General features: G+C 71.4%; 14 protein-coding genes. 7 read left to right on the top strand and 7 right to left on the bottom strand.

Translation table 11 applies throughout. The annotated features are described in order from the left end of the window. The first annotated feature begins 35 nt into the window (after positions 1-35). From BSZ37_RS00460 to BSZ37_RS00445, 4 genes are all read left to right on the top strand, one after another. On the top strand, positions 36-1,775 hold the full coding sequence (locus BSZ37_RS00460; protein ID WP_095508657.1) for a peptidylprolyl isomerase: 1,740 nt from the start codon (positions 36-38) through the stop codon (positions 1,773-1,775). A 15-nt stretch (positions 1,776-1,790) separates the two neighbouring features. After that, on the top strand, positions 1,791-3,812 hold the full coding sequence (locus tag BSZ37_RS00455; protein WP_095508656.1) for an SGNH/GDSL hydrolase family protein: 2,022 nt from the start codon (positions 1,791-1,793) through the stop codon (positions 3,810-3,812). A gap of 117 nt (positions 3,813-3,929) precedes the next feature. Further along, positions 3,930-6,419, top strand: coding sequence for a glycoside hydrolase family 9 protein (locus BSZ37_RS00450; RefSeq protein WP_095508655.1), 2,490 nt, complete (start codon positions 3,930-3,932; stop codon positions 6,417-6,419). A gap of 28 nt (positions 6,420-6,447) precedes the next feature. Then, entirely contained in the window at positions 6,448-8,184 is a 1,737-nt protein-coding gene (locus BSZ37_RS00445) for a T9SS type A sorting domain-containing protein (protein WP_095508654.1), read from the top strand. Positions 8,185-8,270: 86 nt separating this feature from the next. On the opposite strand, the gene BSZ37_RS00440 is transcribed toward BSZ37_RS00445, so the two are convergent. The 7 genes from BSZ37_RS00440 to BSZ37_RS00410 all read right to left on the bottom strand — a co-directional run bounded on the left by BSZ37_RS00440 (position 8,271) and on the right by BSZ37_RS00410 (position 19,203). Further along, the gene (locus BSZ37_RS00440) at positions 8,271-9,572 is read right to left on the bottom strand and encodes a polysaccharide deacetylase family protein (RefSeq protein WP_095508653.1); all 1,302 of its coding nucleotides are present in this window, start codon (positions 9,570-9,572) and stop codon (positions 8,271-8,273) included. A gap of 4 nt (positions 9,573-9,576) precedes the next feature. Then, on the bottom strand, positions 9,577-10,557 hold the full coding sequence (locus BSZ37_RS00435) for an aldo/keto reductase (protein ID WP_095508652.1): 981 nt from the start codon (positions 10,555-10,557) through the stop codon (positions 9,577-9,579). Between the two features lie 66 nt (positions 10,558-10,623). Further along, on the bottom strand, positions 10,624-12,114 hold the full coding sequence (gene xylB / locus BSZ37_RS00430) for a xylulokinase (protein ID WP_095508651.1): 1,491 nt from the start codon (positions 12,112-12,114) through the stop codon (positions 10,624-10,626). Between the two features lie 222 nt (positions 12,115-12,336). Then, entirely contained in the window at positions 12,337-13,668 is a 1,332-nt protein-coding gene (gene xylA / locus BSZ37_RS00425; protein WP_095508650.1) for a xylose isomerase, read from the bottom strand. Positions 13,669-13,805: 137 nt separating this feature from the next. Next, the gene (locus BSZ37_RS00420) at positions 13,806-15,539 is read right to left on the bottom strand and encodes a glycoside hydrolase family 43 protein (protein ID WP_095508649.1); all 1,734 of its coding nucleotides are present in this window, start codon (positions 15,537-15,539) and stop codon (positions 13,806-13,808) included. A gap of 14 nt (positions 15,540-15,553) precedes the next feature. Further along, positions 15,554-18,487, bottom strand: a complete 2,934-nt coding sequence (locus BSZ37_RS00415; protein ID WP_095508648.1) for a glycosyl hydrolase 115 family protein — start codon at positions 18,485-18,487, stop codon at positions 15,554-15,556. After that, a complete protein-coding gene (locus BSZ37_RS00410; protein WP_095508647.1) occupies positions 18,484-19,203 on the bottom strand; it encodes a FadR/GntR family transcriptional regulator in 720 nt (239 codons plus the stop codon). The genes BSZ37_RS00415 and BSZ37_RS00410 overlap by 4 nt, the downstream gene beginning before the upstream one ends. A gap of 488 nt (positions 19,204-19,691) precedes the next feature. Here BSZ37_RS00410 and BSZ37_RS00405 point away from each other — a divergent pair, with 488 nt between their 5' ends. The 3 genes from BSZ37_RS00405 (at position 19,692) to BSZ37_RS00395 (ending at position 23,716) form a co-directional block, all read left to right on the top strand. Then, positions 19,692-21,248 (top strand): MFS transporter, encoded by a 1,557-nt coding sequence (locus tag BSZ37_RS00405; RefSeq protein WP_095508646.1) that lies wholly within the window; start codon positions 19,692-19,694, stop codon positions 21,246-21,248. Next, on the top strand, positions 21,248-22,402 hold the full coding sequence (locus BSZ37_RS00400; protein ID WP_095508645.1) for an endo-1,4-beta-xylanase: 1,155 nt from the start codon (positions 21,248-21,250) through the stop codon (positions 22,400-22,402). The genes BSZ37_RS00405 and BSZ37_RS00400 overlap by 1 nt, the downstream gene beginning before the upstream one ends. A gap of 69 nt (positions 22,403-22,471) precedes the next feature. After that, the gene (locus BSZ37_RS00395; protein WP_095508644.1) at positions 22,472-23,716 is read left to right on the top strand and encodes an enolase C-terminal domain-like protein; all 1,245 of its coding nucleotides are present in this window, start codon (positions 22,472-22,474) and stop codon (positions 23,714-23,716) included. Positions 23,717-23,779: the final 63 nt, after the last annotated feature.

Here is a 23,779-nt window from a genome sequence, read left to right as displayed (position 1 = left end):
TTGTTGTGACGTTCCGATCCCACTCGACTTTTCCCATGCGCCTCTCTCGTTCGCTCGCGCTCGGCCTGCTCGTCGTGCTCGGGACGGTCCCCGCCCTCGGCCAGCCGGCCGGCCGACAGGCCGTCGTCGCCACGGTCGAAGACGACGTCGACGTCACGATGGGCGAGCTCCGCGACCGCGCGGAGCGCATCTTCTACCGGGGGGTGATGGACCCCACCGAGCAGCTCCGCATCGCGCTGAAGGAGGCGACGCTCGAACGGCTCAAAGGCCGGGACTTCTTCCGCCTCGGCTACGACGAGGAGCCGGCGTTCCTCGCCGGCCTCGGCCCACGGTACGCGGAGGAGCTCCTCGTCGCGTACTACGAGCAGACGTACGAGGAGCCGTTCCTGAACGAGGACGCGATCCGGGCCCAACATGAGGCCATGGGCCGAGTCGTCTTTTACCGCCAGATCGTGCTCCGGAAGCCGCCCGGCGCGACGCCCGCGACCCTGGCCGCGCTCCGCGAGACGGTCGAGGAGGTCCGACGCCAACTCGATGAGGGCGCGTCGGTCGAGGCCCTCGTCGCGCGGTACTCCGAGGACGAGGCCTCTGTCCGGACCGGCGGGCTCATGGCCCCCGTCACCTGGGAGCGGAGCACCCGGTCGCCGATGATGGCGGTCACGTTTCGTCTCGAGCCCGGCGAGGCCCTGAGCCTGGACCGGGGAGACGCCTTCGTCATCGTCGTCGGCGAGCGCGTCGAGGAGGTCCCGGTCCCGCCGCTCGCGCAGGTCCGACCGCGGATCGTCGAGGTCCAGCGCGGGCGGTATTCCGAGCAGGCCAACCAGGCGTACTACGAGGAGCGGCAGGCCACGGTCGACTCGACGACGGTGCGCTGGAATGACGAGGTGGTCTCGAAGATCGTCGAGTGGGCGCGGACGCCCGGGTTCTTCGAGACGGACTACGCCGAGACGGTCCGCGCCCACGTCGCCGAGAGCGGCGACGCCGTCGTGTTTACCGACAGCGCGGGCGAGCTCCGGCTCAGCGAGCTCCCGCGGCTGATCGGGGAGGTCCTGGCGGTGAGCCGCTCCTCCGGACGGCACAGCGTGCTCTTCGTGCGCGACTACTTGCTCGAGGCCGTCCGGGCCGACCGGATGGTGGACGTCGCCCTCGAGCTCGGGCTGGACGAGGAGCTGATGCGGCCCGGCACGCCGAGCCCCGTGCTCGCCGAGGCCTTCGAGCAGTACTACGACCGGAAGCGGATCGAGGCGCGCCTCCCAGAGCCCACGGAGCCCGCGCTCCGCGCGTTCTACGAGGCCCACGCCGACTCGCTGTTCTACCAGCTGCCCACCGTGTACACGGAGGTCATCGAGCGGGAGACCGAGGCCGAGGCCGACGACGTCTGGGCGCGGCTCCAGGCTGGGACGCCGTTCGAAGACGCCTCTGACCGTCGGCTCCGCCGCTCCTTCGGGCGGACGCGAGACGGCGAGATCGTCGCCCGCTTTATCCAGGAGCCGCCGTACCTCGGCGAGGTCGCGTTCGGCCTCGGGGAAGGGGAGGTGACCGGCCCGGTCGCCTACGATACGCCGGAGGGCCGGCGGTACGCCGTCGTCAAGGCCACGCGGCGGCTCGACGAGCGCCAACTGGGCTTCGACGAGGTCCGCGAGCGCGTGGTCGAGGCGTTCACCGAGCACCACCGCGAGCGGCTGGCGGCCGAGGTCGAGGCCGAACTGCGCGAGCGGTACGCGGTCGAGGTGGACGAGGCGCTCTGGGCGCGCGTCCTCGGCGGGCCGCAGTAGCGCGACCCGGACCGGATGAGCGCTCGCACCGCCCCCGCCCCGCCTCCGGCCCCCGTCCTCTCGCGGCGGCGGCGGATCGTGTTCACCGGGGTGATGCTGCTCATCCCCGTCCTGTTCTTCGCCGTGCTGGAAGGCGGGCTCCGGCTGGCGGACTACGGCGACGACTACCCGCTCTTCGAGCCGCTCGACGAGAACCCACAGTACCTCGTTCGCAACGCCGACATCGCGCGGCGCTACTTCGCGCAGCAGGCGAGCGTCCCCGCGCCGCTCCACGACGTGTTCGCCGCCCAGAAGGGCGACGACGAGTACCGCGTCTTCGTGCAGGGCGGCTCGACGGCGGCCGGCTTCCCCTTCTACGGCGGCGGCGCGTTCTCGCGGATGCTGGAGCGGCGCCTCCAGGACACCTTCCCCGACCGGACGATCGAGGTCATCAACACGGCGATGGACGCCGTGAGCTCGTACACGCTCCTCGACCTCGCCGACGAGATCGTGGCCCAGGAGCCGGACGCCGTCCTGATCTACGCCGGCCACAACGAGTATTACGGCGCGCTCGGGGTCGGCTCGGCGGAGTCGCTGGGTCGGTTCCGCGGCCTCGTCAACGTGTACCTGAGACTGCGGCACGTCCGGACCGTCCAGCTTCTCCGGAACGTCCTCGCCGGCCTCGGCGGAGGCGCGGAGGCACCCACGCCGGATGGGGGAGGGGAGGCCGACGGCGGCACCATGATGGCGCAGATGGCCGGGGAGCAGACGGTCCCCTACGGCTCACCGGAGTACGAGCTCGGCCTGCGGCAATTCCGGTCGAACCTCTCCGACCTCCTCGCGACCTACGAGCGAGCCGGCGTCCCCGTGTTCATCGCGACGGTCGCGTCGAACGAGCGGGACCAACGGCCGTTCGTGAGCGCGTTCGCCGCGGGCACCGACGAAGCGGCGTGGCGGGAGGCGTACGACCGAGGCGTCGGGGCAGGCCGGCGCGGTGATCTCGCCGAGGCGCGCGCCGCATTCGCTGAGGCGGTCCGGCTCGACTCGCTCGCGGCCGACGGGTTCTACGCGCTCGCCCGGGTCGAGGAGGCCCTGGGCGACACGGCGGCGGCGCGCGAGGCGTTCGTCGCCGCGCGGGATCGCGACGCCCTCCGCTTCCGCGCGCCGAGGGCGATCAACGCCGTCATCCGCGACGTCGCCGCGGCGCATGGGGCGACCGTCGTCGCGGCGGAGGCGCGCCTCCGCCAAGAGGCACCGGGCGGGACGATCGGGAAGGAGCACATGCTCGAACACCTCCACCCGACGCTCGACGGCTACTTCCTCATCGCAGACGCCTTCTACGACGCCCTCCGCGAGGCCGGCGCCATCGGCGACTGGAGCCGGGCCGTTCCCGACGACCTCGCCCGGCGCGACCTCCCGCTCACCCCGGCCGACTCGCTCGTCGGCCTCCTCCGCGTCCGGCGGATGACGTCGTACTGGCCGTTCGTCCCCGAGGGCCAGCCCGTCCGCCGCGGCGACACGCTGACGGTGCGGACGCCGTTCGACCGGATCGTCCAGGCGCTGTACACGAATGAGGCCCCGTGGCTCGACGCGACGGGCGAACTGGCGACGGTCTACGAGCAACAGGGGGATCTGGAGGCCGCGCTCCAGGCCCGGCAGGCCGTCGTCTCGGCGTACCCGATGTTCGGCCAGCCGTACCTCGGGCTGGGCGGCGTGTACTTCCGCGCCGGCCGCCTCGACGAGGCCGCGGACGCGTTCCGCAAGGCCGCCGAGCGCGAGCCGCGCTCGCCCGACCCGCTCTCGATGCTCGGCGCCGTCGAGGTCCGGCGCGGCGACGTGCCGGAGGCGATCGGCTACTACGAGGAGGCCCGCGCGCTCGCACCGGGCAATCCGCAGGTGCTCTACAACCTCGGCGTGGCCTATGCCTTCGCCCAGCGGTACGCCGAGGCGCGCGGGGCCGTCGAGGCGCTCCTCCACGTCCAGCCCGACCACGCGCAGGCGCGCGCGCTCCTGGCGAGCCTGCCGCCCATCGGGGCCACCGGCCCCGCCCGGCGCTAAAGGGTCGGGTCGCCTCGGGGGCACCGGGAGGGGGCTGAAACGTTTCATTTCTTCTGTGGAAGCGCTGTCGGGCCCGGCGAGTGTCCCGATATTGATCAGGTCACCCGATCACCCGACATGACCGCCCGCCTGTTGCTTCTCTGGGGCCTCGCCGCCGCCGTCACCGCGCAGGACGCCCCGCTCCAGATCCACGACCGCGAGTACTTCGACTCGGAGAGCGTCGACGTCCTCGTCTACAACAACCGCTACAGCGGCCTGTTCAGCGACTCCAAGCTGAGCGGGGTCGAGCTCATCCACCACGGCGTGCGGACGGGCACGAACGGCGACGTCCGCCTCTCGAACGCGCCGGAGCAGTGGGACCCGACGCCGGAGTTTGGCGAGCGGGCCGTCGACCGCGAGGCCGGTGTGATCTCGGCGACGAGCGCGTACCCCGATTACGACTTCGAGTACGAGGTGGAGACGGAGGCGCGGCCGGAGGGCGGCGTGACGATCCGCGTCGTTCTCTCGGAGCCCGTTCCGGAAGCGCTTGAGGGACGGGCCGGGTTCAACCTGGAGTTCCTGCCGTCGGCGTACTTCGGGAAGGCGTACCTCGCCGACGGCCGGCCCGGGCAGTTCCCCCGCTCGCCCGTCGGGCCGATGGCGTGGGACGAGTGGATGGGCCGCTACGAGCCGCAGCCGCTGGCGGAGGGCGCGACGCTCGTCCTCGCCCCGGAGGACGCGGAGCGCCGCGTGACGATCGAGGCCCACGACGGCGCGACGCTCGCGCTCTACGACGGCCGCAACCGGGCGCAGAACGGCTGGTTCGTCGTCCGCTCCCTCCTGCCGGCCGGTGAGACCGGGACCGTCCTCGAGTGGACGCTCACGCCGAGCCGGACGCCCGGCTGGCAACGCGCGCCCGTCATCGGCCACTCGCAGGTCGGCTACGCGCCGGGGCAGCCGAAGAGCGCCGTCATCGAGCTCGACCCGGCCGCCGATCCCGCGCCCGTCGTCACGCTCACCCGGATCGAAGCCGATGGGACGACGACCGAGGCGAAGCGGGCCGCCGCCGAGCCCTGGGGCGGCTTCCTCCGCTACCAGTACGCCACGTTCGACTTTTCCGACGTCACCGAGCCCGGCGTCTACACGCTGTCGACGGGCAGCGAGACGACCGAGCCGTTCCGCATCGCCGACGACGTTTACGGGCCGTCGCTGTGGAGCGCGACGCTCGACACGTTCATGCCGGTCCAGATGGACCACATGTTCGTCAACGACCGGTACCGCGTGTGGCACGGGGCCTCCCACCTCGACGACGCGCTGCAGGCCCCCGTCAACCACGAGCACTTCGACCTGTTCGCCCAGGGCCCGACGACGGACACGCCGTACGAGCCGGGCGAGCACATCCCCGGCCTCGCCGTCGGCGGGTGGTACGACGCGGGCGACTACGACATCCGCACGCAGAGCCAGTACGCGACCGTCTCCGACCTCGTCCTCCTCCACGAGACGTTCGGCGTCGACTGGGACGAGACGACGGTAAAGCAGGACGACCGCTACGTCGAGATGCGGACGCCCGACGGGATTCCGGACGTGCTCCAGCAGGTCGAGCACGGCGTCCTCCAACTCCAAGCGCAGTACGACGCCGTGGGCCACGCCATCCCGGGCATCGTCGAGGCCCACCTCCACCAGTACCACCACCTCGGCGACGGGCTGACCAAGACCGACAATCGCGTCTACGACCCGACGCTCGACAGCCTCGAGGTCCGCGGCGATCGGTCGGGCACGTTCGACGACCGCTGGGCCTTCACCAGCAAGTCGACCGCGCTCGACTACGGGTCGATCGCGGCGCTGGCGGCCGCCAGCCGCGTCCTCCGCGGCTACCGCGACGACCTCGCCGAGAAGGCGCTCCAGACGGCGATCCGGGTGTGGGACGAGGAGCACGCCCGGCTCGAGCCGATCCTCTTCCGCCACGGCAACACGACGGGCGGCTTCCTCCCGGCCGAGGAACTGGGCGCGGCCGTCGAGCTCCTCCTCGCGACCGAGGGCGACGCGACGTACGCCGACCGGATCGCCGAGATGGTCGGGGAGATGGAGGGGCGGATGTTCGGGTTCGCCGCGCCACTCTTCGTCCGCGCGATGCCGCACATGGACGACGGCTTCCGCGAGCGCGTCCGTGAGGGCGTGGCCGAGTACGCCGACGGGCTCGCCGAGGTGGAGGCGGAGAACCCGTACGGCGTGCCCGTCGGGATGGGCGGATGGGGCGGCGCCGGCGGGGCGCTCCAGTTCGCCATGACGAACCACATCCTCCACCGCGCCTTCCCCGACCTCGTCGGGCCCGAGCCCGCGCTCCGCGGCGTCGAGTACGTCCTCGGCCGGCACCCCGGCAGCGACGTCTCGATGATCTCCGGCATCGGCGCGCGGAGCAAGACGGTCGCCTACGGGATGAACCGCGCCGACTACTCCTTCATCCCCGGCGGCCCGGTCCCCGGCCTCGTCGTCGTCCAGCCGGACTTCCCGGAGCTCCAGGAGGACTGGCCGTTCCTCTGGTACGAGGGCGAGTACGTCATCCCGATGGCCCCGCTCTTCCTCTACGCCGCCCTCGCCGCCGACGACCTCACACGCACAGCGCGCTAACCCGTACCCCGAAGCCAGTTTGCCTCCCATGATCCGTTCGTTCCTCATCCTCCTCGCCCTTGTGGGCGTCTCCACGGCGGCGACTGGCCAGCCTGACCCCACTTGCGGCCTCTTCGTCCAACCACCGTGCGCGGTGATGGACGGCGTTGAGGTCGAACGCGTAGCCAACATTCCCGGAGGCCAGTCCGACGAGCGGCCGATCCGGATCGACCGCGACCCGACGGACGGCACGCTCTACGTCCTCGCCACCAGCCAGCCGGACGGGCGTACCCCGGGCTCGACCAGCACGATCTACCGTCTCGTTCCGAACGAGGGCGGCACGTTCGACCCCGTCGCGGTCACGACGCACGAGGAGCACGGGGCGCCCCGCGCCATCGGCATGACGTTCGGCCCGGAGGGCAACCTCTACCTTGTCGGCAACGACGAGGTGGGCGATACGCAGACGCGGATCGTGATCCGGCGCGGCACGCCGAACGGCGACGGGTGGGACTGGGCGACGGTCGCGACCACGGAGCCCTACCTCCTCAGCTACACCTACTTCGACCACCGGGCCAACGGGGCGGTCGTCACGCCGGACGGCTCGACGCTCATCGTCAACTCCGGCTCGCGGACCGACCACGGCGAGAGCTACGGGGGCGTCCGAGAGGAGGCCTTGACGGCCGTGCTCTTGAAGGTCCCCACCGACGGGACCGACATCGTGCTGCCCAACGACCGCCAGGCGCTCAAGGAGGCCGGCTACGTCTACGCCGAGGGCAACCGGAACACGTTCGACCTCGCGTTCGCTCCGAACGGCGACCTCATCGGCCCGGACAACGCCGGCGACCGGGACGACCCGGGCGAGCTCAACTGGTACCGGGAGGGCGAGCACTACGGGTTCCCCTGGCGGATCGGCGGCAACGACACGCCGATGCAGTTCAGCCCGTACGGCGCGCCGTACGGGTACGACGGACCCAACGACGACCCGCTCGTCCCCGAGGTCTGCAACCCGAACCCGGCCGATACCGGGTGCTACTTCAGCAACGACCCGGGCTACCCCGCTCCTCCGGAGGGCGTGACGTTCGTCGAGCCGATCCCGAACGTCGGGCCGTACGCCGACAAGTTCATCGACCCGGTCACGGGCGCCGTCCGCGACGCCAGCGAGGAGGGGGTCAGCGTCACGTCGTTTTCCGGCGGCCGGTCGCCGCAGGGCATCGTCTTCGACACCGAGATGGCGCTGGCCGGTCGGCTCCAGGGCGGCGGGTTCTTGCTCGGCTTCGCCGGCGCCCGCGGCGGGTTCCCCAGCGACGGCCGCGACCTCGTCTTCATTGACCTCGACAAGGGCGAGGAGGGCTACACCGTCTCGACCGAGGCCGTCGCGGTCGACTTCGTGTTCCCCATCGACGCCGTGATGGCCGACGGCGTCATCTACGTCGCCGAGTACGGCCGGTGGTTCGCCAGCCAGCCGATCCGCGACTCGCGCGGCGTGTTCGCCGTCCGGCTCCCGCGCGACGGCGTGAGCACCGAGCCCGGCGTCCGCGGGCCGTACCTCGACGCGTTCCCCAACCCGACGGCCGGCAACCTCACGCTCGAGTACTCGGTGCCGCAGGCCGCGGAGGTCCGGGTCGAGCTGGTCGACGCGCTGGGCCGCGTGGTCCGGACGGCCGAGCGGCCCGCCAACGCCGGCCGCCTCGACGTGTCGACGGACGGCCTCAGCGCCGGCGTCTACGTCGTCCGCCTGACGGCCGGTGACGTCCGGCGGTCGCGGACGGTCACCGTCCTCCGCTAGCCCAACCCGCTCGCGAGTCGCTCCGCCCCGCTGGCGCTCGGTGCCGGCGGGGCGGAGGTCCGTCTGGGACACAGCCCGAGGCGGGCCTACCGTGCGAGCGTCGTCTGCCCGGCGTCGGCGCGACCGCCCGCATGGAGGCGGTACGTGTAAGCGCCCGCGCCGTAGCGCGAGGCGTCCCACGTCACGACGTGCCGGCCGGCCGGGAGCACGGCGTCCACCAGCGTCTCGAGCCGGCGGCCGAGCCGGTCGTACACCTCGACCGTGACGGGCCCCGCCTCGCCGACCTCGTAGACGAACGTCGTCCGCCCGCGGAACGGGTTCGGCCGGCTCCCGACGACGTACGACGGGCCCGCCTCGGGCGCCCCGGCGGGCGATGTGGCGTCGCTCTTCGTGAGCGTCACGGTGCCGCGGTCCGGGACGACGTCGAACTCGACGAACGTCTCGGCGCCGGCCTGGATGATCGCGGCGGGGACGGGGGCTCCATCCTGCGCCACCGTCGCGGCCTCCCAGTCGTCGGGCAACACGCGGCGGACCGTGATCGGGGTGGTGTAGATCGCGTCGTCGAGGTCGTCGGTGATCTCGACGGTGATTGCGTCGTCGGTCGCCGAGAGCTCCGTGACGGAGGCGGCGTCGCGCTCGCGGAGGTAGCGGACGACGTCGACGTAGGTCGCGACCCAGAACTTGTCGGGGTTGGCGGCGAGGTACGCGACGTGCGTCTCCAACTCATCGGACGGGAAGGGCGAGTAGCCGCCGTCGCCGTCGATCCCGTGGAGGAGGTACGTCGCCCAGCCGCGCTGGGCCGCGGCCGCGTCGGCGAGGGCGTTGAGCGAGGCCGCTGTCGTCCGGTTCACCTCCGCCCCAATGACGTACGAACTCGTGGCGTAGAGGTCGGCCGGCGTCGCCCGGTCGATCTGCCCGGAGCACACGCGGGCGGCGATGAAGAGCTCCTCGACGAGCGCGCGGTCGCCGGGGACGCAGAACGGGTAGGCCAACGTGAGCGCCTCCGCCTCGGGGACGTTGGCGAGGATGGCGTCGCGCGCCCCCTCCAGCTGCGCCCGCTGCTGCTCGACCGTCAGCGTCGAGAGGTCCGGGTGCGACCGCGTGTGGACGGCCACCTCGTGCCCGTTGGCGGCCGCCGCAGCGAAGCCCGGCCACTGGCCGCCGACCCAGTTGGTCGTGACGAAGAACGTGGCCTTGAGGCCAACCGCGTCGAGGATCGGGAGGGCGACCGGCAGCTGGTTCGCCGTGTTGTCGTCGAACGAGATCGTGACGGCGCCGTCGCGGAAGCCCTGCCACGTCCCGATCTCGTAGCCGTCGTCGACAGTCTGGGCGGCGAGCGGGGCGGTGAGGGCCGCGACGGCGGCGCCGAGGCGGAGGAGGCGGGGCATGGGACTACCAGCGGTGGTGAACCTGGGCGCGGACGTGGCGGTCGTAGACCGCGCGCGCGGCCTCCATCTGCGCGTCGGTGAGCGGGGGGAGGTCGGCGGCCGAGACGTTCTCCTCGGCCTGCGACGGCCTCTTGGCGCCGGGGATGGCGCACGAGACGGCGTCGAACATCAGGATCCAGCGGAGCGCGAACTGGACGAGGCTGAGGCCCTCCGGCACGATCTCCTTCAGCTCCTTGACCGCCTGGAGGCCCGCGTCGTAGTCGACGCCCGCGAACGTCTCGCCGCGGTCGAACGCCTCGCCGTGCCGGTTGAACGCGCGGTGGTCGTCGGCCTCGAACGTCGTCCGCGGCGTCATCTTTCCGGTCAGCATCCCCGAGGCGAGCGGGACGCGAGCGAGGACGCCGATGTCCCGCTTCTGCGCCTGCTCGAAGAACAGGTCCGCCGGCCGCTGGCGGAACAGGTTGAAGATGATCTGGACCGTCGCCACGTTCGGGTACTCCACCGCCTTGAGCGCCTCCTCGACCTTCTCGACGCTCACGCCGTAGTGCCTCACCTTGCCCGCCTCGGTGAGGTCGTCGAGGACGCCGAACGTCTCCGGGAGGTAGTACACCTCCGAGGGCGGGCAGTGGAGCTGGACGAGGTCGAGCGCGTCGGTGTCGAGGTTTCTCAGGCTCCGCTCGACGAAGGCCGTCAGGTTCTCGCGGGTGTAGCCCTCGGCCACATGCGGGTCGAGCCGGCGGCCGGCTTTCGTGGCGATCCGGATCTCGGGGTGGTCTTTCTTGAGCTGGGCCAGCAGCTGCTCGCTCCGCCCGTCGCCGTACACGTCGGCCGTGTCGAAGAACGTGACGCCCAGTTCGACGGCGCGGTGGAGCGCCGCCAGCGACTCGTCGTCGTCGACGGAGCCCCAGCTCCCGCCGATGGCCCAGGCGCCGAAGCTGACGGCCGAGACGTCCCAGCCGGTCTTTCCGAGTCTGCGATAGGTCATGGATCGTGGGGAGCGTGGCGGGAGGCCGGTGAACGCGCCGAGGCAGGCGGACCTGCGGTGTCGTGCCTACGCCTGCGGGTCCCAGAGCCCCTGGAGGGCCGGGTAGAGTCGGCGGAAGCGGGCGTAGGCCTCGTCGTAGGCCGCGGCATCGCGCGGCTCGGTCGTCTTGGTGATCCGGACGGCGGCGGACGTCGCGGCCTCGGCCGAGGCCCAGGCGCCGGTCCCGACGCCGGCCAGGAGCGCGGCGCCGAGCGCGGCGGCCTCGCCGACGGCCGGGACCTCCAGCGACGCGTCGAGCACGTCGGCCAGGATCTGGCTCCAGAGCGGGCTCTTGGCCGCGCCGCCCGAGAGGCGGACCCGCTCGGGCGCCGGCACGCCGGCCTCGACGAGCAGCCCGAAGTTGTCCTTCAGCCCGAAGGCCACGCCCTCCAGCACGGCCCGCGTAAGGTGGCCGCGGCCGTGGGGGCGGCGGAGCCCGAGGAAGCCGCCGCGCGCGTGGACGTCGGCGTGGGGCGTCCGCTCGCCCGAGAGGTAGGGGAGGAAGGCCACGCCGTCGGCGCCCGGCGGCACGTCGGCGGCCTCGGCCGTGAGGTCGTCGAAGGACACGCCCGGGGCGACCGTGTCGCGGTGCCACGCGAGGCTGTCGCCGGCGGCCAGCATCACGCCCATGACGTGCCACAGGCCCGGGACCGCGTGCGGGAACGCGTGGGCCTTCCCGCCCGGCGCCACGCGCGGCTCCGCCGACGACGCGAACACGACGCCCGACGTGCCGACCGTCACGGCCCACGTCCCGGGCTCCACGGCGCCGACGCCGACGCCCTGCGCGGCCTGGTCGCCGCCGCCGCCCACGACCGGCGTGCCGGCCTTGAGCCCCGTCGCCTCGGCCGCCTCGGCACTGACCTGGCCGGTGACGGCCGTTCCCTCGAACGTCGGGGGCAGGAGCGACGGGTCGAGGTCGAGCGCGTCCAGGAGGGCCCCCGACCAGTCCCGCGACTCCAGGTCCAACAGAAGCGTCCCGCCGCCGCCGGCGCGGTCCATCGCGTACTCGCCCGTGAGGCAGAGGCGGACGTAGTCCTTCGGGAGCAGAATGCGGGCCGTCTTGCCGAAGGTCTCCGGCTCGTGCGCCCGCACCCACAGGAGCTTCGGCGCGGTGAACCCGGCGAAGGCGTCGTTGCCCGTCAGCTCCACGAGCCTGTCGAGCCCGCCGACGGCCTCGCGGATCGTGTCGCACTCGGCGTAGGCGCGGCCGTCGTTCCACAAGAGCGCCGGGCGGAGGACGTGGCCCGCCTCGTCCAGCATGACGAGCCCGTGCATCTGGCCCGTGAGCCCGACGCCGGCCACGTCGTCGCCCGTCACGCCGGTCTCGTCGAGGACGTCGCGGATGCTGGCCCGCGTCGCGCGCCACCAGTCGGCCGGGTCCTGCTCGCTGCCGAACGGGACGGGCGAAGCCGGCGCGGCGTGGGCCGTGGCCGCCTCGCCGACGAACCGCCCGGCGTCGTCGACGAGGACGGCTTTCGTGGCGGTGGTGGAGGTGTCGAGGCCGAGGAAGAAGGGCATGGGGTCGGAATGAGACGTCGTCCACTCGTGTCATCCTGAGCGAGTGGAGCGAGTCGAAGGATCTCTAGTGCGACTCCGTCTCGGGCCGTCACCGGGAGCGCCCTCCGAACGCCGTGCTCGCTAGAGACTCTTCGACTCCGGCTTCGCCCTCCGCTCAGGATGACACAGGCGGAGGGGCCCGGCGCCACGACCGAGGCGGCCTCGGTCGCGGTCCGGACGGGGCTAGCGGATGTACTGGTTGATCAGGTTCTCGTAGAGCTCCTGTCGGCCGCTCGTCAGGGCCGGCTCGCCGCCCTCGTCGCCGAGCGCCGCGAGCTGCTCCAGCGTCATCTCGCCGCTCTCGAACGTCGCGCCGTCGCCGCTGTCGAAGCTGGCATAGCGCTCCGTCCGCATCGACTCCAGGGCCGAGTTCTGCATCAGGTTGTCGGCGATGACGAGCGCCCGCGCGAAGACGTCCATCCCGCCGATGTGGGCGTAGAACCGGTCGACGAAGTCCGTCGAGTTCCGCCGCGCCTTCGCGTCGAAGTTGATGCCGCCGCCCTGGAGGCCGCCCGACCGGAGGAGGACCAGCATCATCTCGACCGTCTCGTTGAGGTTGGTCGGGAATTGGTCCGTGTCCCACTGGTTCTGGTAGTCGCCGCGGTTGGCGTCGAGGCTGCCCAGCATGCCGGCGTCGGCGGCCACCTGCATCTCGTGCTCCATGGTGTGGCCGGCGAGCGTGGCGTGGTTCGTCTCGAGGTTGATCTTGAAGTCGTCCGCCAGCCCGTAGCGCTCGAGGAAGCCGATGACCGTCGCCGCGTCGTAGTCGTACTGGTGCTTCGACGGCTCCATCGGCTTCGGCTCGATAAAGAAGGTGCCGTCGAACCCGTTCGACCGGGCGTAGTCGCGGGCCATCTGGAGGAACCGGGCGAGGTGCTCGGTCTCCCGCTTCATGTCGGTGTTGAGCAGGCTCATGTAGCCCTCGCGGCCGCCCCAGAACACGTAGCCCTTCCCGCCCAGTTCGATCGTCGCGTCGATGGCGTCCTTGAGCTGCGACGCCGCGTAGGCGACGACGCCGAAGTCGGGGTTCGTCGAGGCCCCGTTCATGTAGCGCGGATGCGAGAACAGGTTGGCCGTGCCCCAGAGGAGCTGGACGCCCGAGGCCTCCTGCTTCTCCTTGGCGTAGTCGACGATGCCCTGGAGCCGCGTGCGCGTCTCAGCCCGGCTGTCGCCCTCGTCCACGAGGTCGACGTCGTGGAAGCAGTAGAACGGGACGCCGAGCTTGGTGATGAACTCGAACGCCGCGTCCATCTTGTCGCGGGCCCGTTGCTCGGCCGAGTCGGCCTCGTCCCATGGGAACGCGATCGTGCCCGGCCCGAAGGGGTCGGCGCCGGTCTGGTTGAAGGCGTGCCAGTAGGCCACGGCGAACCGGAAGTGGTCCTTCATGGACTTGCCGGCCACCACGCGGTCCGCGTCGTAGTACTTGAACGCGAGGGGGTTGTCCGAGTCCGGGCCTTCGTAGGCGATCTGGCTGATCTCGGGGAAATACTCGGTGTCGCCGATGAGGACGCTCATGGAACTGTCGAAGTCGGGGGAAGCGGAAGTGCTGCGGAGAGGCCGGCGCCGAGGCCGGCGCCGTGGAGGCCGCCCGGGCGAGGACGGGGCCACACCAAGGACGGGGAACGACGAGAGAACGATCCGAGCCCGGCGGGCTAGGGGAGCGGCGGGGCCGGGTGGGCCGACGACGCGTACATCCCGAGGAGGACGCCGACGAACCCGCCGGCCCGCTGGGTGCTCAGGATGCTGCCGTCGACGTCGGCGGCGAGCGGCTGCCAGCCGCCGTCGGCGACGGCGTACGAGAAGGCGTAGTCGGGTCCGTCCGCCTCGACGCGGAGGCGGACCGGGCCGACGCCCGGGAGCGCCGCCGAGGCGAGCGTGGTCGCCTCGCCCTGGAACCGGCGCTCGACCTCGACCACGCGCTCGCCGCCGCGCAGGCCGACGCTCAGGAGGAGGTGCGCCTCGTCCTGCTGGAACGCCGCCAGCCCGGCCCGCTCGGACGCGGTCTGCGGGTCGAACGAGACGGTCGTCTCGGCCGACATCGTGAGGTGCTGCTGGCGGCGGCCGACGAACGAGGACACGCCCATCTCCCACAGCCCGACGGGCTGGGCGTCGAGCACGAGCGCGCCGTCGTCGAGGCGGCGCCAGTCGTAGGACGAGCTGCGGAGGGACGTCCAGTAGATGTCGAGGCCGTCCTCGAAGTCGTCCGTGATCGTGAAGTTGCCGGACGTCGGGTAGGGCGCGTCGCCCTCCGGGAGGTCCGGGCGGTCGACGATGTAGGGGACCTCGGCGCGGGTGTCCGGGTCGATGATCATCGGCCAGCCGCCCTCCGGCCAGTCGACCGGCAGGAGGAAGGTCTCGCGGTTCGTGTTGTACTCGTTGCCGCGGTACGGCCGCGTCCCGAGGAAGACGGCCCACCAGTCGCCGCCCGGCGTCTGCACGAAGTCGGCGTGGCCGACCGACGTGATCGGGAAGTCGCGGGCCTCGTCGTCGAGGTGGCGCTGCGTGAGGATCGGGTTCTGGTCCCACGGCTCCCACGGGCCCCACACGGTCTCCGCGCGGAACACGACGACCGAGTGGTTCACGCTCGTCCCGCCCTCGGCGCAGACGAGGTAGTACATCCCGTCCTTTTTGTAGATGTGCGGCCCCTCGATCCAGACCGGCTGCTCGGTGATGTCGACGCCGCCGTTCACGATCAGCTCGCGCGGGCCGACCATCGCCATCGTCTCGAGGTCGAGCTCCTGGATCCACAGCGCGCGGTGGCCGGAGTACAGCGGCTCGCCGATCGGCGCGTCGTTGTTGACCACGTAGGCCCGGCCGTCGTCGTCGACGAAGAAGTCCGGGTCGATGCCGCCGAAGTCGAGCCAGATCGGGTCCGACCACGGACCGGCCGGGTCCTCCGCCGTGATGATCGCGTTGCCGCCGCTGTCGATCCACGTCGTGATGATGTAGTACGTCCCGTCGTGGTAGCGGATCGTCGGGGCGAAGATGCCGCGCGAGATGCCGATGTCCTCGAACGGCGTCTGCGCCGGCCGCGTGAGCGCGTGCCCGATCTGCGTCCAGTTCACGAGGTCGCGGCTGTGCCAGATCGGGATGCCCGGCGTGTGGGCGAACGACGAGTTGACGAGGTAGTAGTCGTCGCCGACCTGCTCGATGCTGGGGTCCGGGTAGTAGCCGGCGAGGACCGGGTTGGTGAACTGGCCTGGGCCGGGCACGCGCTCCTTGTACACCGCGTCGTCGCCGGTGTACGTGAACGACTCGAACCGGGCCGTGCCGTCGGCCACGACGGGCGAGGCAGCGGTCGAGCGAGAGGCGTCGGCGGAGACGCACGCCGGCACGGTCAGGGCGAGGGCGAAGAGAGCGGCCCACAGGCCGCGAGGGGTCGTCATCGGAAGGGCAGTCGTTAGCGGGCGGCGGTGGGGCCCGGGACGCGGGGGCTCTCGGGCGGGCCGAGGTAGCTCGGCGGCAGGTCGTCGGTCGCCACGACGAGCTTCTGGAGCACGACGCCCGGGTCCACCATCCAGAACCGGAGGACGTGCTCGCCCGGCGTGTCGAGGACGTGCGTCGAGGTCGAGGTCTGGGCGTTGTCGGACACCATCCGGCTCCAGTCGGCGTGGTAGACGTCGGGGAGCATCGAGCCCTCGTCGTGCATCACGAGCGTCTGCGGCGGCGCGTCGTCGAACGAGACGGCGTAGCGGAGGCCGTCGGGCCCCTGGGTGTCGAACGACGGCGAGAAGGTCGCCGCGACCTCGACCTCGCCCGCCTCGTGGACATAGATGCGGTAGGCGAGGTGCGGGCTGTCGCCGCCCGGCGTCTGCGCGTCGGCGGTCGTCGGCATCGGCGTCACGGCCGAGAGCGTCCGCCCGAGGCCGGGGATGACCTGCCACGAGATCTCGTCCCCGACCACGGCACGGTCGAAGTGCGGCGCCTCGATCGAGACGAAGCCGTTGCTCTCGACGAAGCCGGTGATGCCGGCGGGCGACGGGTTGAAGACAGGCACCTGCACCGTCACCGTCCGCCCCGCGCCCGTGATCGTGACGGGCACCCGCTGGCGGCCGTCGGGCGCGGCGTCCCAGTCGGCGCTCAGGTAGATCCGCGTCTGCTGGTCGACCTCGCCGGCCGGTTCGCTGGCGGTCAGCCAGTCGGCGCCGGTCTCGACGGTGTAGCGGAACGGCGCCGTCCCCCGGTTGAAGACCTCGACGTAGACGTCGTCCGGCCCGTACGGCGAGAGCTCGGGCAGCACCGCCTCGGCGTCCGCCTCGGGCCACCAGCCGGAGGAGCCCTCGACGGCCACGCCCATCTCCGCGGCGTCCCCGAGGCGGACCGTCTCGACCTCCGGCATCACGTCCTCCGGCGGGTCGTTCCAGCTCGTGTAGCCGATCCGGACCTGCGACATCATGTGGTTCCACTTGCCGCCACCCAGCGCGTGGTACTGCGCGTCGATGGCGTCGTCGCGCTCGAACAGCTGGCGGGCGCGATCGGCGAGGGCGTTGGTCGCGGCGCGGCCCTGCGCCCCGTAGAGCCGGTTCAGCCCGACCGTCGCGTACAGCTCGCTGATGTTCGCGCTGGCGACGATGGGGTGGAGGACCAGCTGGAAGTAGGCGTCCTGGTGGGCCGCCGGGAGCTGCTCGCCGACCCGCTCGGCGTCGGTCAGGAGCGCGTTGTAGTCATCGACGACCCGCTCGGCCTCGCGGTAGCCGGTGAGGCTGTAGGTCGTCGGCGTGAGGAGCTCGGCGGTGCGGCGGCTGTTGAACCGGGTGTACGTCTGGAGGAGCCGGCCGATCTCGTCGGCGTGGGCCTCGCCGAACTGCTTCACGGCCCACTGGCGCGGGTACTCGGGCAGGCGCTCGGCCGGCCACGCGTCGGGGTCCCAGGCGTAATCGAGGAAGAACGAGATGGGATACTCCATCGGCTTGAGGTCGCCGACGTTGACCACCCAGATCTCGCGGGCCCCGTGCTCGTAGGCCATGTGCATCTGCTCCCAGACGCGCTCGATCTGCGTCTTGTTGATCCACTTGTAGCTCCGCGGCGCGCCGACGTAGTCGAAGTGGTAGTACACGCCGTAGCCGCCGGCGCGGGGCGCGGCGTCGGGGTCCGGCAGGCGGCGGATGTTGCCCCAGTTGTCGTCGGCGAAGAGGAGCGTGACGTCGTCCGGCACCTCCATGCCCTGGTCGTAGTAGTCCTGGACCTCCTTGTAGAGCGCCCACACCTGCGGCGTCTCCTCCGCAGGCTGGCCGGTCACGTCTGCGATGATGTCGCGCTGGTCGGCCACGATGGTCTCGAGCAGGTCGATAGCCGTCCCCTCCGACATGGCCTCGTCGCCGTCGCCGCGCATGCCGACGGTCACGAGGCTCTCGTTGTCGCCCATCCGCTCGATCCCGGTCCGCCAGAAGGCCTGGAGCGCGTCGGCGTTCGTCTCGTAGTTCCACGCGCCGTCGCCGTAGCGCTCCCACTCGACGTGGGCGCGGGAGAGCGGCTCGTGGTGGCTCGTGCCAAGGACGACGCCCATCTCGTGGGCCAGCTCGGGCGCGGCGGGGTCGTCGTCGTAGATCGACTTGCCCCACATCGCCGGCCAGAGGTAGTTGCCCTTGAGGCGGAGGATGAGGTCGAAGACGTCCTCGTAGAAGGCGGCGTTGAGGCCGCCGTAGGTCTCGCGGGCCCAGGTGCCCAGGGCCGGCTCCTCGTCGTTGAGGAAGATCCCGCGGTAGCGGACGGCGGGCCTCTCGACGCGCCGGCCGGGCGAGACGTAGAGGGCCGCCTGCGGCTGGACCGGGACGTCGGCCCAGTAGTGCCAGGGCGAGACGCCCATCGCCTCGGCGAGGTCGTAGACGCCGAAGATGGTCCCGCGCCGGTCGCTCCCGGCGATCACGAGCGCGCGGTCGACGCCGGGGAACGGCGCCTCGACGGTCTGTTGGACGAACGCCTCCCACCGTCCGGAGACGCCCGTCGTGTCCACCTTGCCTTCCGCTACGAGCCGGTCGACGAGTGCGCTCTGCCCCAACGTCCCGACGATCACGGCGGGGCCGGACGACGGGAGCGCTTCCAGCTCAAGCGCAACGGAACCACCGGCCACGCGCCCCAGGTCGGACTGGAGGTTGCGGACGGCGCGGAGCACGCCCGCGTCGTCGGACGCGTCGGCGTGGAGAGCGGCGGGCTGGCCGTCGGCGATGAGGGCGAGGCGGCCCGGGCTCGCCTCGGTGCAGACGAGGGCGCCGTCGGGGCAGGGCTGGGCGAGGGCCGCGGGCCCGCGGGAGCTGACCGAGGCCGGCCCTGTGCAGGCCGCGCCGAGGAGGGCGAGCGCCAGGCTCCAGCCGGCGAGGGCGCGGCGGTGCGTCACGCGAGGGGCGTCTGGTCGGGGTCCCACTGGAGCACGACGTCGCGCACGCCGCTGAGGTGGTCGTGCATCCGGCGCTCCGCGAGCTCCGGGTCGCGCTGGCGGAGCGCGTCGAGGAGCTCGACGTGCTCGCGGTGGTCCCGCTCGCGCGACCCGTAGATGTCGAGGATGAGCCGCTGCTCCGTCTGGAACAGCCGCGAGAGGACCTCCTGGAGCTGGGCGAGGACGGCGTTCCCGGAGGCCACGGCGATCTCGTGGTGGAACTCCATGTTCACCTCGCTGAGCTTCGCGTCGTCCTGGAGGTGGGCCTCGGCCTGGTCGAGGAGCTCGGCCATCCGGTCGAGGTTCTCGTCGGTGGCGTGGGTCGCGGCCAGGGCCATCGTGCGCGTCTCGATCGGGATCCGCGCCTCGACGAGGTCGAGCAGCAGCTTCTGCGTGACGTTGCCGCCGAACGTCGGGTTTCGGACGAGGAGCATGTCCTCGCCGCGTTTGACGTAGACGCCCGAGCCGTGGCGGATCTCGACGGCCCCGATGACCTCGAGCTTCCGGAGCGCCTCGCGGAGCGTCGGGTGGCCGACGCCGAAGCTCTGGGCCATCTGCATGATGGCCGGGAGGCGGTCCCCAGGCTGGTACTCGCCACTCCGGATCATCTGGAGGAGGCGGTCGGTGAGGTCGTCGGAGAGGGTGGTCTTAGAGACGCGCCCGAGGGGTGAAGGCATAGCGGCTTTCCTTGACTGAAACCGGTTTCCAGTGATAATATCACTTGTCCGCAAGGTAGGGGTCCCGGGAAGACCCGTCAAGGCGGGGACCGACTTCTCATGCCGCCCGACCCCTCCGCGTTCTCCGCCTCGACGCCCCCCTCGTGCACCCGTCGGCCCCCGCCCTCTCTGAGCCCCCTCGGTCCGCCACGTCCCGCGTGGTCGGCGGCCTCGGGTCCGGATCGACCGAGGCGGGGGAGGGGCGCCTCGCGGACCGCGCGCCGGCCCGTCAGATCCCGTCTCTGGCGCCGCGTTCGGAAGCGCTTTGCGACGCGCGCGACCGGCCCCGGCCTGAAACGGACGGCCGGGACCGCTGCCCGGTGGCGTTAGCCTCTCGGCCGACCGGCACCGCGCTCAACGTCGAACCGGCTGCTCCCTCCGGTCGCCTTCTCCCGCGTGACGCGGACCGCTCGCCGGCCGTGCCCCGCGTCACCCCCTGATCCCCCCGCATGACCGCCACCCCCGTTACGGCCTCGGCCGACCCGGCCCACGTCAAACTCTCCGTCGGAGAGAAGGTCGGCTACAGCCTGAGCGACGCCTCGGCCAACTTCGTCTTCCAACTCCTCATCATCTTTCAGGCCGGGTTTTACACCGACGTGATGGGGATCAGCGCCGCGGCGCTGGGGACGATGCTCCTCTTGGTCCGCTTCAGCGACGCGATCACGGACCCCATCATGGGGATCATCTCGGACCGGACGAAGACGCGGTTCGGGAAGTTCAGGCCGTGGCTCCTGTGGAGCGCGATCCCGTTCGGCGGGCTGTTCTGGCTCGCGTTCACGGTCCCCGACTTCAGCGACACCGGCCGCCTCGTCTACGCCATCGCGACCTACACGCTGCTGATGATGGCGTACACGATGAACAACGTGCCGTACTCGGCGCTCAACGGCGTCATGACGAGCGACTCGAGCGAGCGGACGAGCCTGTCGTCGTACCGGTTCTTCGCGGCGATGGTGGCCACGTTCGTGGTCCAGGGCCTCACGCTCCCGCTCGTCAACAAGTTCGGGGCGCAGCCGGACGGGACGGTCGACGAGGGGCTCGGCTGGTCCATCACGATCGGGATCTACGCGCTCATCGCGATGGCCTTCTTCGTCGTCACGTTCTTCAGCGTTCGCGAGCGCGTCGTGCCGCCGCCGGAGCAGAAGTCGGACGCGAAGCAGGACTTCCGCGACCTCAAGACGAACGTGCCGTGGCTGGCCATGTTCGGGATGACGCTGTTCGTGTTCATCACGCTCTCGCTGCGGGGCTCGTCGTACTACTATTACTTCACGTACTTCGTCGACTCGGAGGCGCTCCGGGACCTCGTCCAGTCGTTCGGCCTGTTCTCGACGGACACCGAGTTCGGCCTCGGGGGACGGATCCTCGACACGTTCGGGCTCATCCTCACGCCCGGCGACGACCCGACGGCCGTCGGCTTCAGCCTGTTCAACATGACGGGCACGCTGATGAACATCTTCGGCGTGCTCGCGGCGAAGCCCCTCGCCGACCGGTTCGGGAAGAAGCTCGTATTCACCGTCGGGCTGGCGGGCGCCGCCCTCGTCCAGTTCCTGTTCTTCTTCCTCGACCCGACGGCCACGACGGCGATGTTCGCGCTCGCCGTCCTCGGCAACCTGTTCTACGGCCCGACGATCCCGCTCCTCTGGGCCATGATCGCCGACACGGCCGACTACTCCGAGTGGAAGAACTACCGCCGCGCGACCGGCTTCGTCTACGCCGGGATCATCTTCGCGCTGAAGGCGGGCCTCGGCCTCGGCGGCGCGTTCGCGGGGTGGATCCTCGCCGCCTACGGGTACTCCGAGGCGACGGCCCGCGCGCCCGAGGTGCTGGAGGGCATCCGGTACATGGTCTCCATCTATTCGGGCATCCCGTTCGCCCTCGGCGTGCTCTGCATGCTGTTCTACCCCATCTCGAAGTCGCTCAACGAGCGGATGGATGCCGAACTCGCCGCCCGCCGCCAGGGCGGCGGGGGCACCGCCGACGTCATGATCGACCCCGTCCCCGTCTCCTGATGACCCTCCGCCCCTCCATCTCCGTCCTCGCGCTGGCGGCCCTCGTGGCCGCCGGCTGCGCCTCCACCGACTCTGACCGCCTCGGCGACGCCCCCGAGGCGGGCACCGACGCCGCGATGCCGACGCTCAAGGACGCCTACGCCGACGCCTTCCTCATGGGCGTCGCGCTCAACGAGCGCCAGTACACCGACCAGGACGACCGCGCCCGGCCCATCGTCGCGGCCCAGTTCAACGCGATCTCGCCCGAGAACGTCATGAAGTGGGAGTCACTCCACCCCGAGCCCGGCGTCTACGACTTCGAGGGCGCCGACGCCTACGTGGAGTTCGGCGAGGCCAACGACATGTGGATCCTCGGCCACACGCTCGTGTGGCACAGCCAGACGCCGCGCTGGGTGTTCCAGGACGAGAACGGCGACCCGCTCACGCGTGAGGCGCTGCTGGCGCGGATGGAGGACCACATCTCGACGGTCGTCGGCCGCTACCGAGGGCGCGTCGACGGGTGGGACGTGGTCAACGAGGCGCTCAACGAGGACGGCACGCTCCGCGACTCGCCGTGGCGCCGGATCATCGGCGACGACTACCTCGAGCACGCCTTCCGCTTCGCCCACGCCGCCGACCCCGACGCCGAGCTCTACTACAACGACTACTCGCTGGAGAACAAGCCGAAGCGCGACGGCGCCGTCCGCCTCGTCCGCTCGCTCCAGGACGCCGGCGTCCGCGTGACCGGCATCGGCACGCAGCTGCACGCCCACATGGACTGGCCGACGGTCGCGCAGCTCGACTCGACGATCCGCGCCTTCGCCGAGGTCGGCGACGTCATGGTGACCGAGCTCGAGATCGACGTGCTCCCCAGCCGCGGCAGCCAGTCGGCCGACGTGAGCCGGCGCGAGGAGGGCGCCGCCGACCTCGACCCCTACACCGACGGCCTCCCGCCCGAGATGCAGCAGGCGCTCGCCGACCGCTACGCCGAGCTGTTCGAGGTCCTCCTCGACCACAAGGACTCGATCTCGCGCGTCACTTTCTGGGGCGTCACCGACGGCGACTCGTGGAAGAACGGCTTCCCGATCCCCGGCCGGACCAACCACCCGCTCCTGTTCGACCGCGACGGGGCTCCGAAGCCGGCCTTCGGCGCCGTCGTTCGCGTCGCCGACTAGCTCCCTCCCCCCGTGTACTCCCCCTCGCTCGACCTCGCCCCCCCCGCACGGCACGCTGCCGGTAGCGGGATGCGCATCACGGACATCCGCGCGACACCGGTGACGGTGCCGCTGGAGGCCCCGCTGCGTCATGCCAACGGGTCTCACTGGGGCCGGTTCGTCCGGACCATCGTCGAGATCGAGACCGACTGCGGGCTGGTCGGCCTCGGCGAGATGGGCGGCGGGGGCGAGAGCGCCGTTGCCGCCTTCGAGGGCCTCAAGCCGCTCCTCCTCGGCCGCGACCCGTCGCGGATCGAGGAGCTCCGGTTCGCGATCTCGAACCCGACGGCCTCGCTCTACAACAACCGGACGCAGGTCATGGCGGCCATCGAGTTCGCCTGCCTCGACCTGCTCGGAAAAAAGTGGGGCGTCCCCGTCTCCGAGATCCTGGGCGGACGGCTCCGCGACCGCGTCGCGTTCGCGTCGTACCTCTTTTTCCGCTACCCGCACCCGAAGGACGGGACCGGCGAGGTCCGCACGGTCGAGCAGCTGGTCGCCGAGGCGGAGCGGCTCAAGGCCGCGTACGGCTTCACGTCGCACAAGCTGAAGGGCGGCGTGTTCGCGCCCGAGCACGAGCTGGCCTGCTACCGCGCCGTCGCCGAGGCGCTCGACGGCGACTCGTTCCGGTTTGACCCGAACGGCGTGTGGTCGGCCGAGCAGGCGATGTGGTTCGGCCAGCAGATCGCCGACGTCCGCAACGACTACTTCGAGGACCCGGTCTTCGGGCTCCACGGCATGCGGCGCGTCCGCGAGAAGGTGTCGATGCCGCTGGCGACGAACACGGTCGTCGTCAACTTCGAGCAGCTCTCGGCGAACGCCCTCTGCACGGCGGTCGACGTGATCCTCCTCGACACGACGTTCTGGGGCGGCATCCGGCCGTGCCTCAAGGCGGCCGGCGTGTGCGAGACGTTCCAGCTCGGCGTGGCCGTCCACTCGTCGGGCGAGCTCGGGATCCAGCTCGCGACGATGCTCCACCTCGGGGCCGTCCTCCCGAACCTCTCGTTCGCCGCCGACGCCCACTACCACCACCTCACCGACGACGTGATCGTGGGCGGGAAGATGACGTACGAGGACGGCGCCATCGCCGTCCCGACCGCGCCCGGCCTCGGCGTCGAGCTCGACCGCGACAAGCTGGCCGAGTACCACGAGCTCTACCTCCGCCTCGGGACGTACCCCTACGACCAGGACCCGCTCCGCCCGGGCTGGACGCCACTCATCCCCAACGACCGCTGGGCCGACCCCGACGACGCCCGTGTCCCCAACGTTCCGCTGTAGCCGTTCGCCGTGTCGTACCGGCTGATGCCGGCCGTCACGGCTGGACCTCCAGTGAACGGTTCC

The sequence above is a fragment of the Rubrivirga marina genome (assembly GCF_002283365.1).
Classification (GTDB): domain Bacteria; phylum Bacteroidota; class Rhodothermia; order Rhodothermales; family Rubricoccaceae; genus Rubrivirga; species Rubrivirga marina.
Note: the sequence above shows the minus strand (reverse complement) of the source record. Positions and strands in the feature narration are given on the sequence as shown.

Bases quoted from the DNA above. Each gene is read 5' to 3' on its own strand.
- BSZ37_RS00420 (WP_095508649.1), bottom strand. From the start codon at position 15,539: ATGACGACCCCTCGCGGCCTGTGGGCCGCTCTCTTCGCCCTCGCCCTG.
- BSZ37_RS00405 (WP_095508646.1), top strand. From the start codon at position 19,692: ATGACCGCCACCCCCGTTACGGCCTCGGCCGACCCGGCCCACGTCAAA.
- BSZ37_RS00455 (WP_095508656.1), top strand. From the start codon at position 1,791: ATGAGCGCTCGCACCGCCCCCGCCCCGCCTCCGGCCCCCGTCCTCTCG.
- BSZ37_RS00395 (WP_095508644.1), top strand. From the start codon at position 22,472: ATGCGCATCACGGACATCCGCGCGACACCGGTGACGGTGCCGCTGGAG.
- BSZ37_RS00450 (WP_095508655.1), top strand. From the start codon at position 3,930: ATGACCGCCCGCCTGTTGCTTCTCTGGGGCCTCGCCGCCGCCGTCACC.
- BSZ37_RS00435 (WP_095508652.1), bottom strand. From the start codon at position 10,557: ATGACCTATCGCAGACTCGGAAAGACCGGCTGGGACGTCTCGGCCGTC.
- BSZ37_RS00400 (WP_095508645.1), top strand. From the start codon at position 21,248: ATGACCCTCCGCCCCTCCATCTCCGTCCTCGCGCTGGCGGCCCTCGTG.
- BSZ37_RS00445 (WP_095508654.1), top strand. From the start codon at position 6,448: ATGATCCGTTCGTTCCTCATCCTCCTCGCCCTTGTGGGCGTCTCCACG.
- xylB (WP_095508651.1), bottom strand. From the start codon at position 12,114: ATGCCCTTCTTCCTCGGCCTCGACACCTCCACCACCGCCACGAAAGCC.
- BSZ37_RS00410 (WP_095508647.1), bottom strand. From the start codon at position 19,203: ATGCCTTCACCCCTCGGGCGCGTCTCTAAGACCACCCTCTCCGACGAC.
- BSZ37_RS00440 (WP_095508653.1), bottom strand. From the start codon at position 9,572: ATGCCCCGCCTCCTCCGCCTCGGCGCCGCCGTCGCGGCCCTCACCGCC.
- BSZ37_RS00460 (WP_095508657.1), top strand. From the start codon at position 36: ATGCGCCTCTCTCGTTCGCTCGCGCTCGGCCTGCTCGTCGTGCTCGGG.
- xylA (WP_095508650.1), bottom strand. From the start codon at position 13,668: ATGAGCGTCCTCATCGGCGACACCGAGTATTTCCCCGAGATCAGCCAG.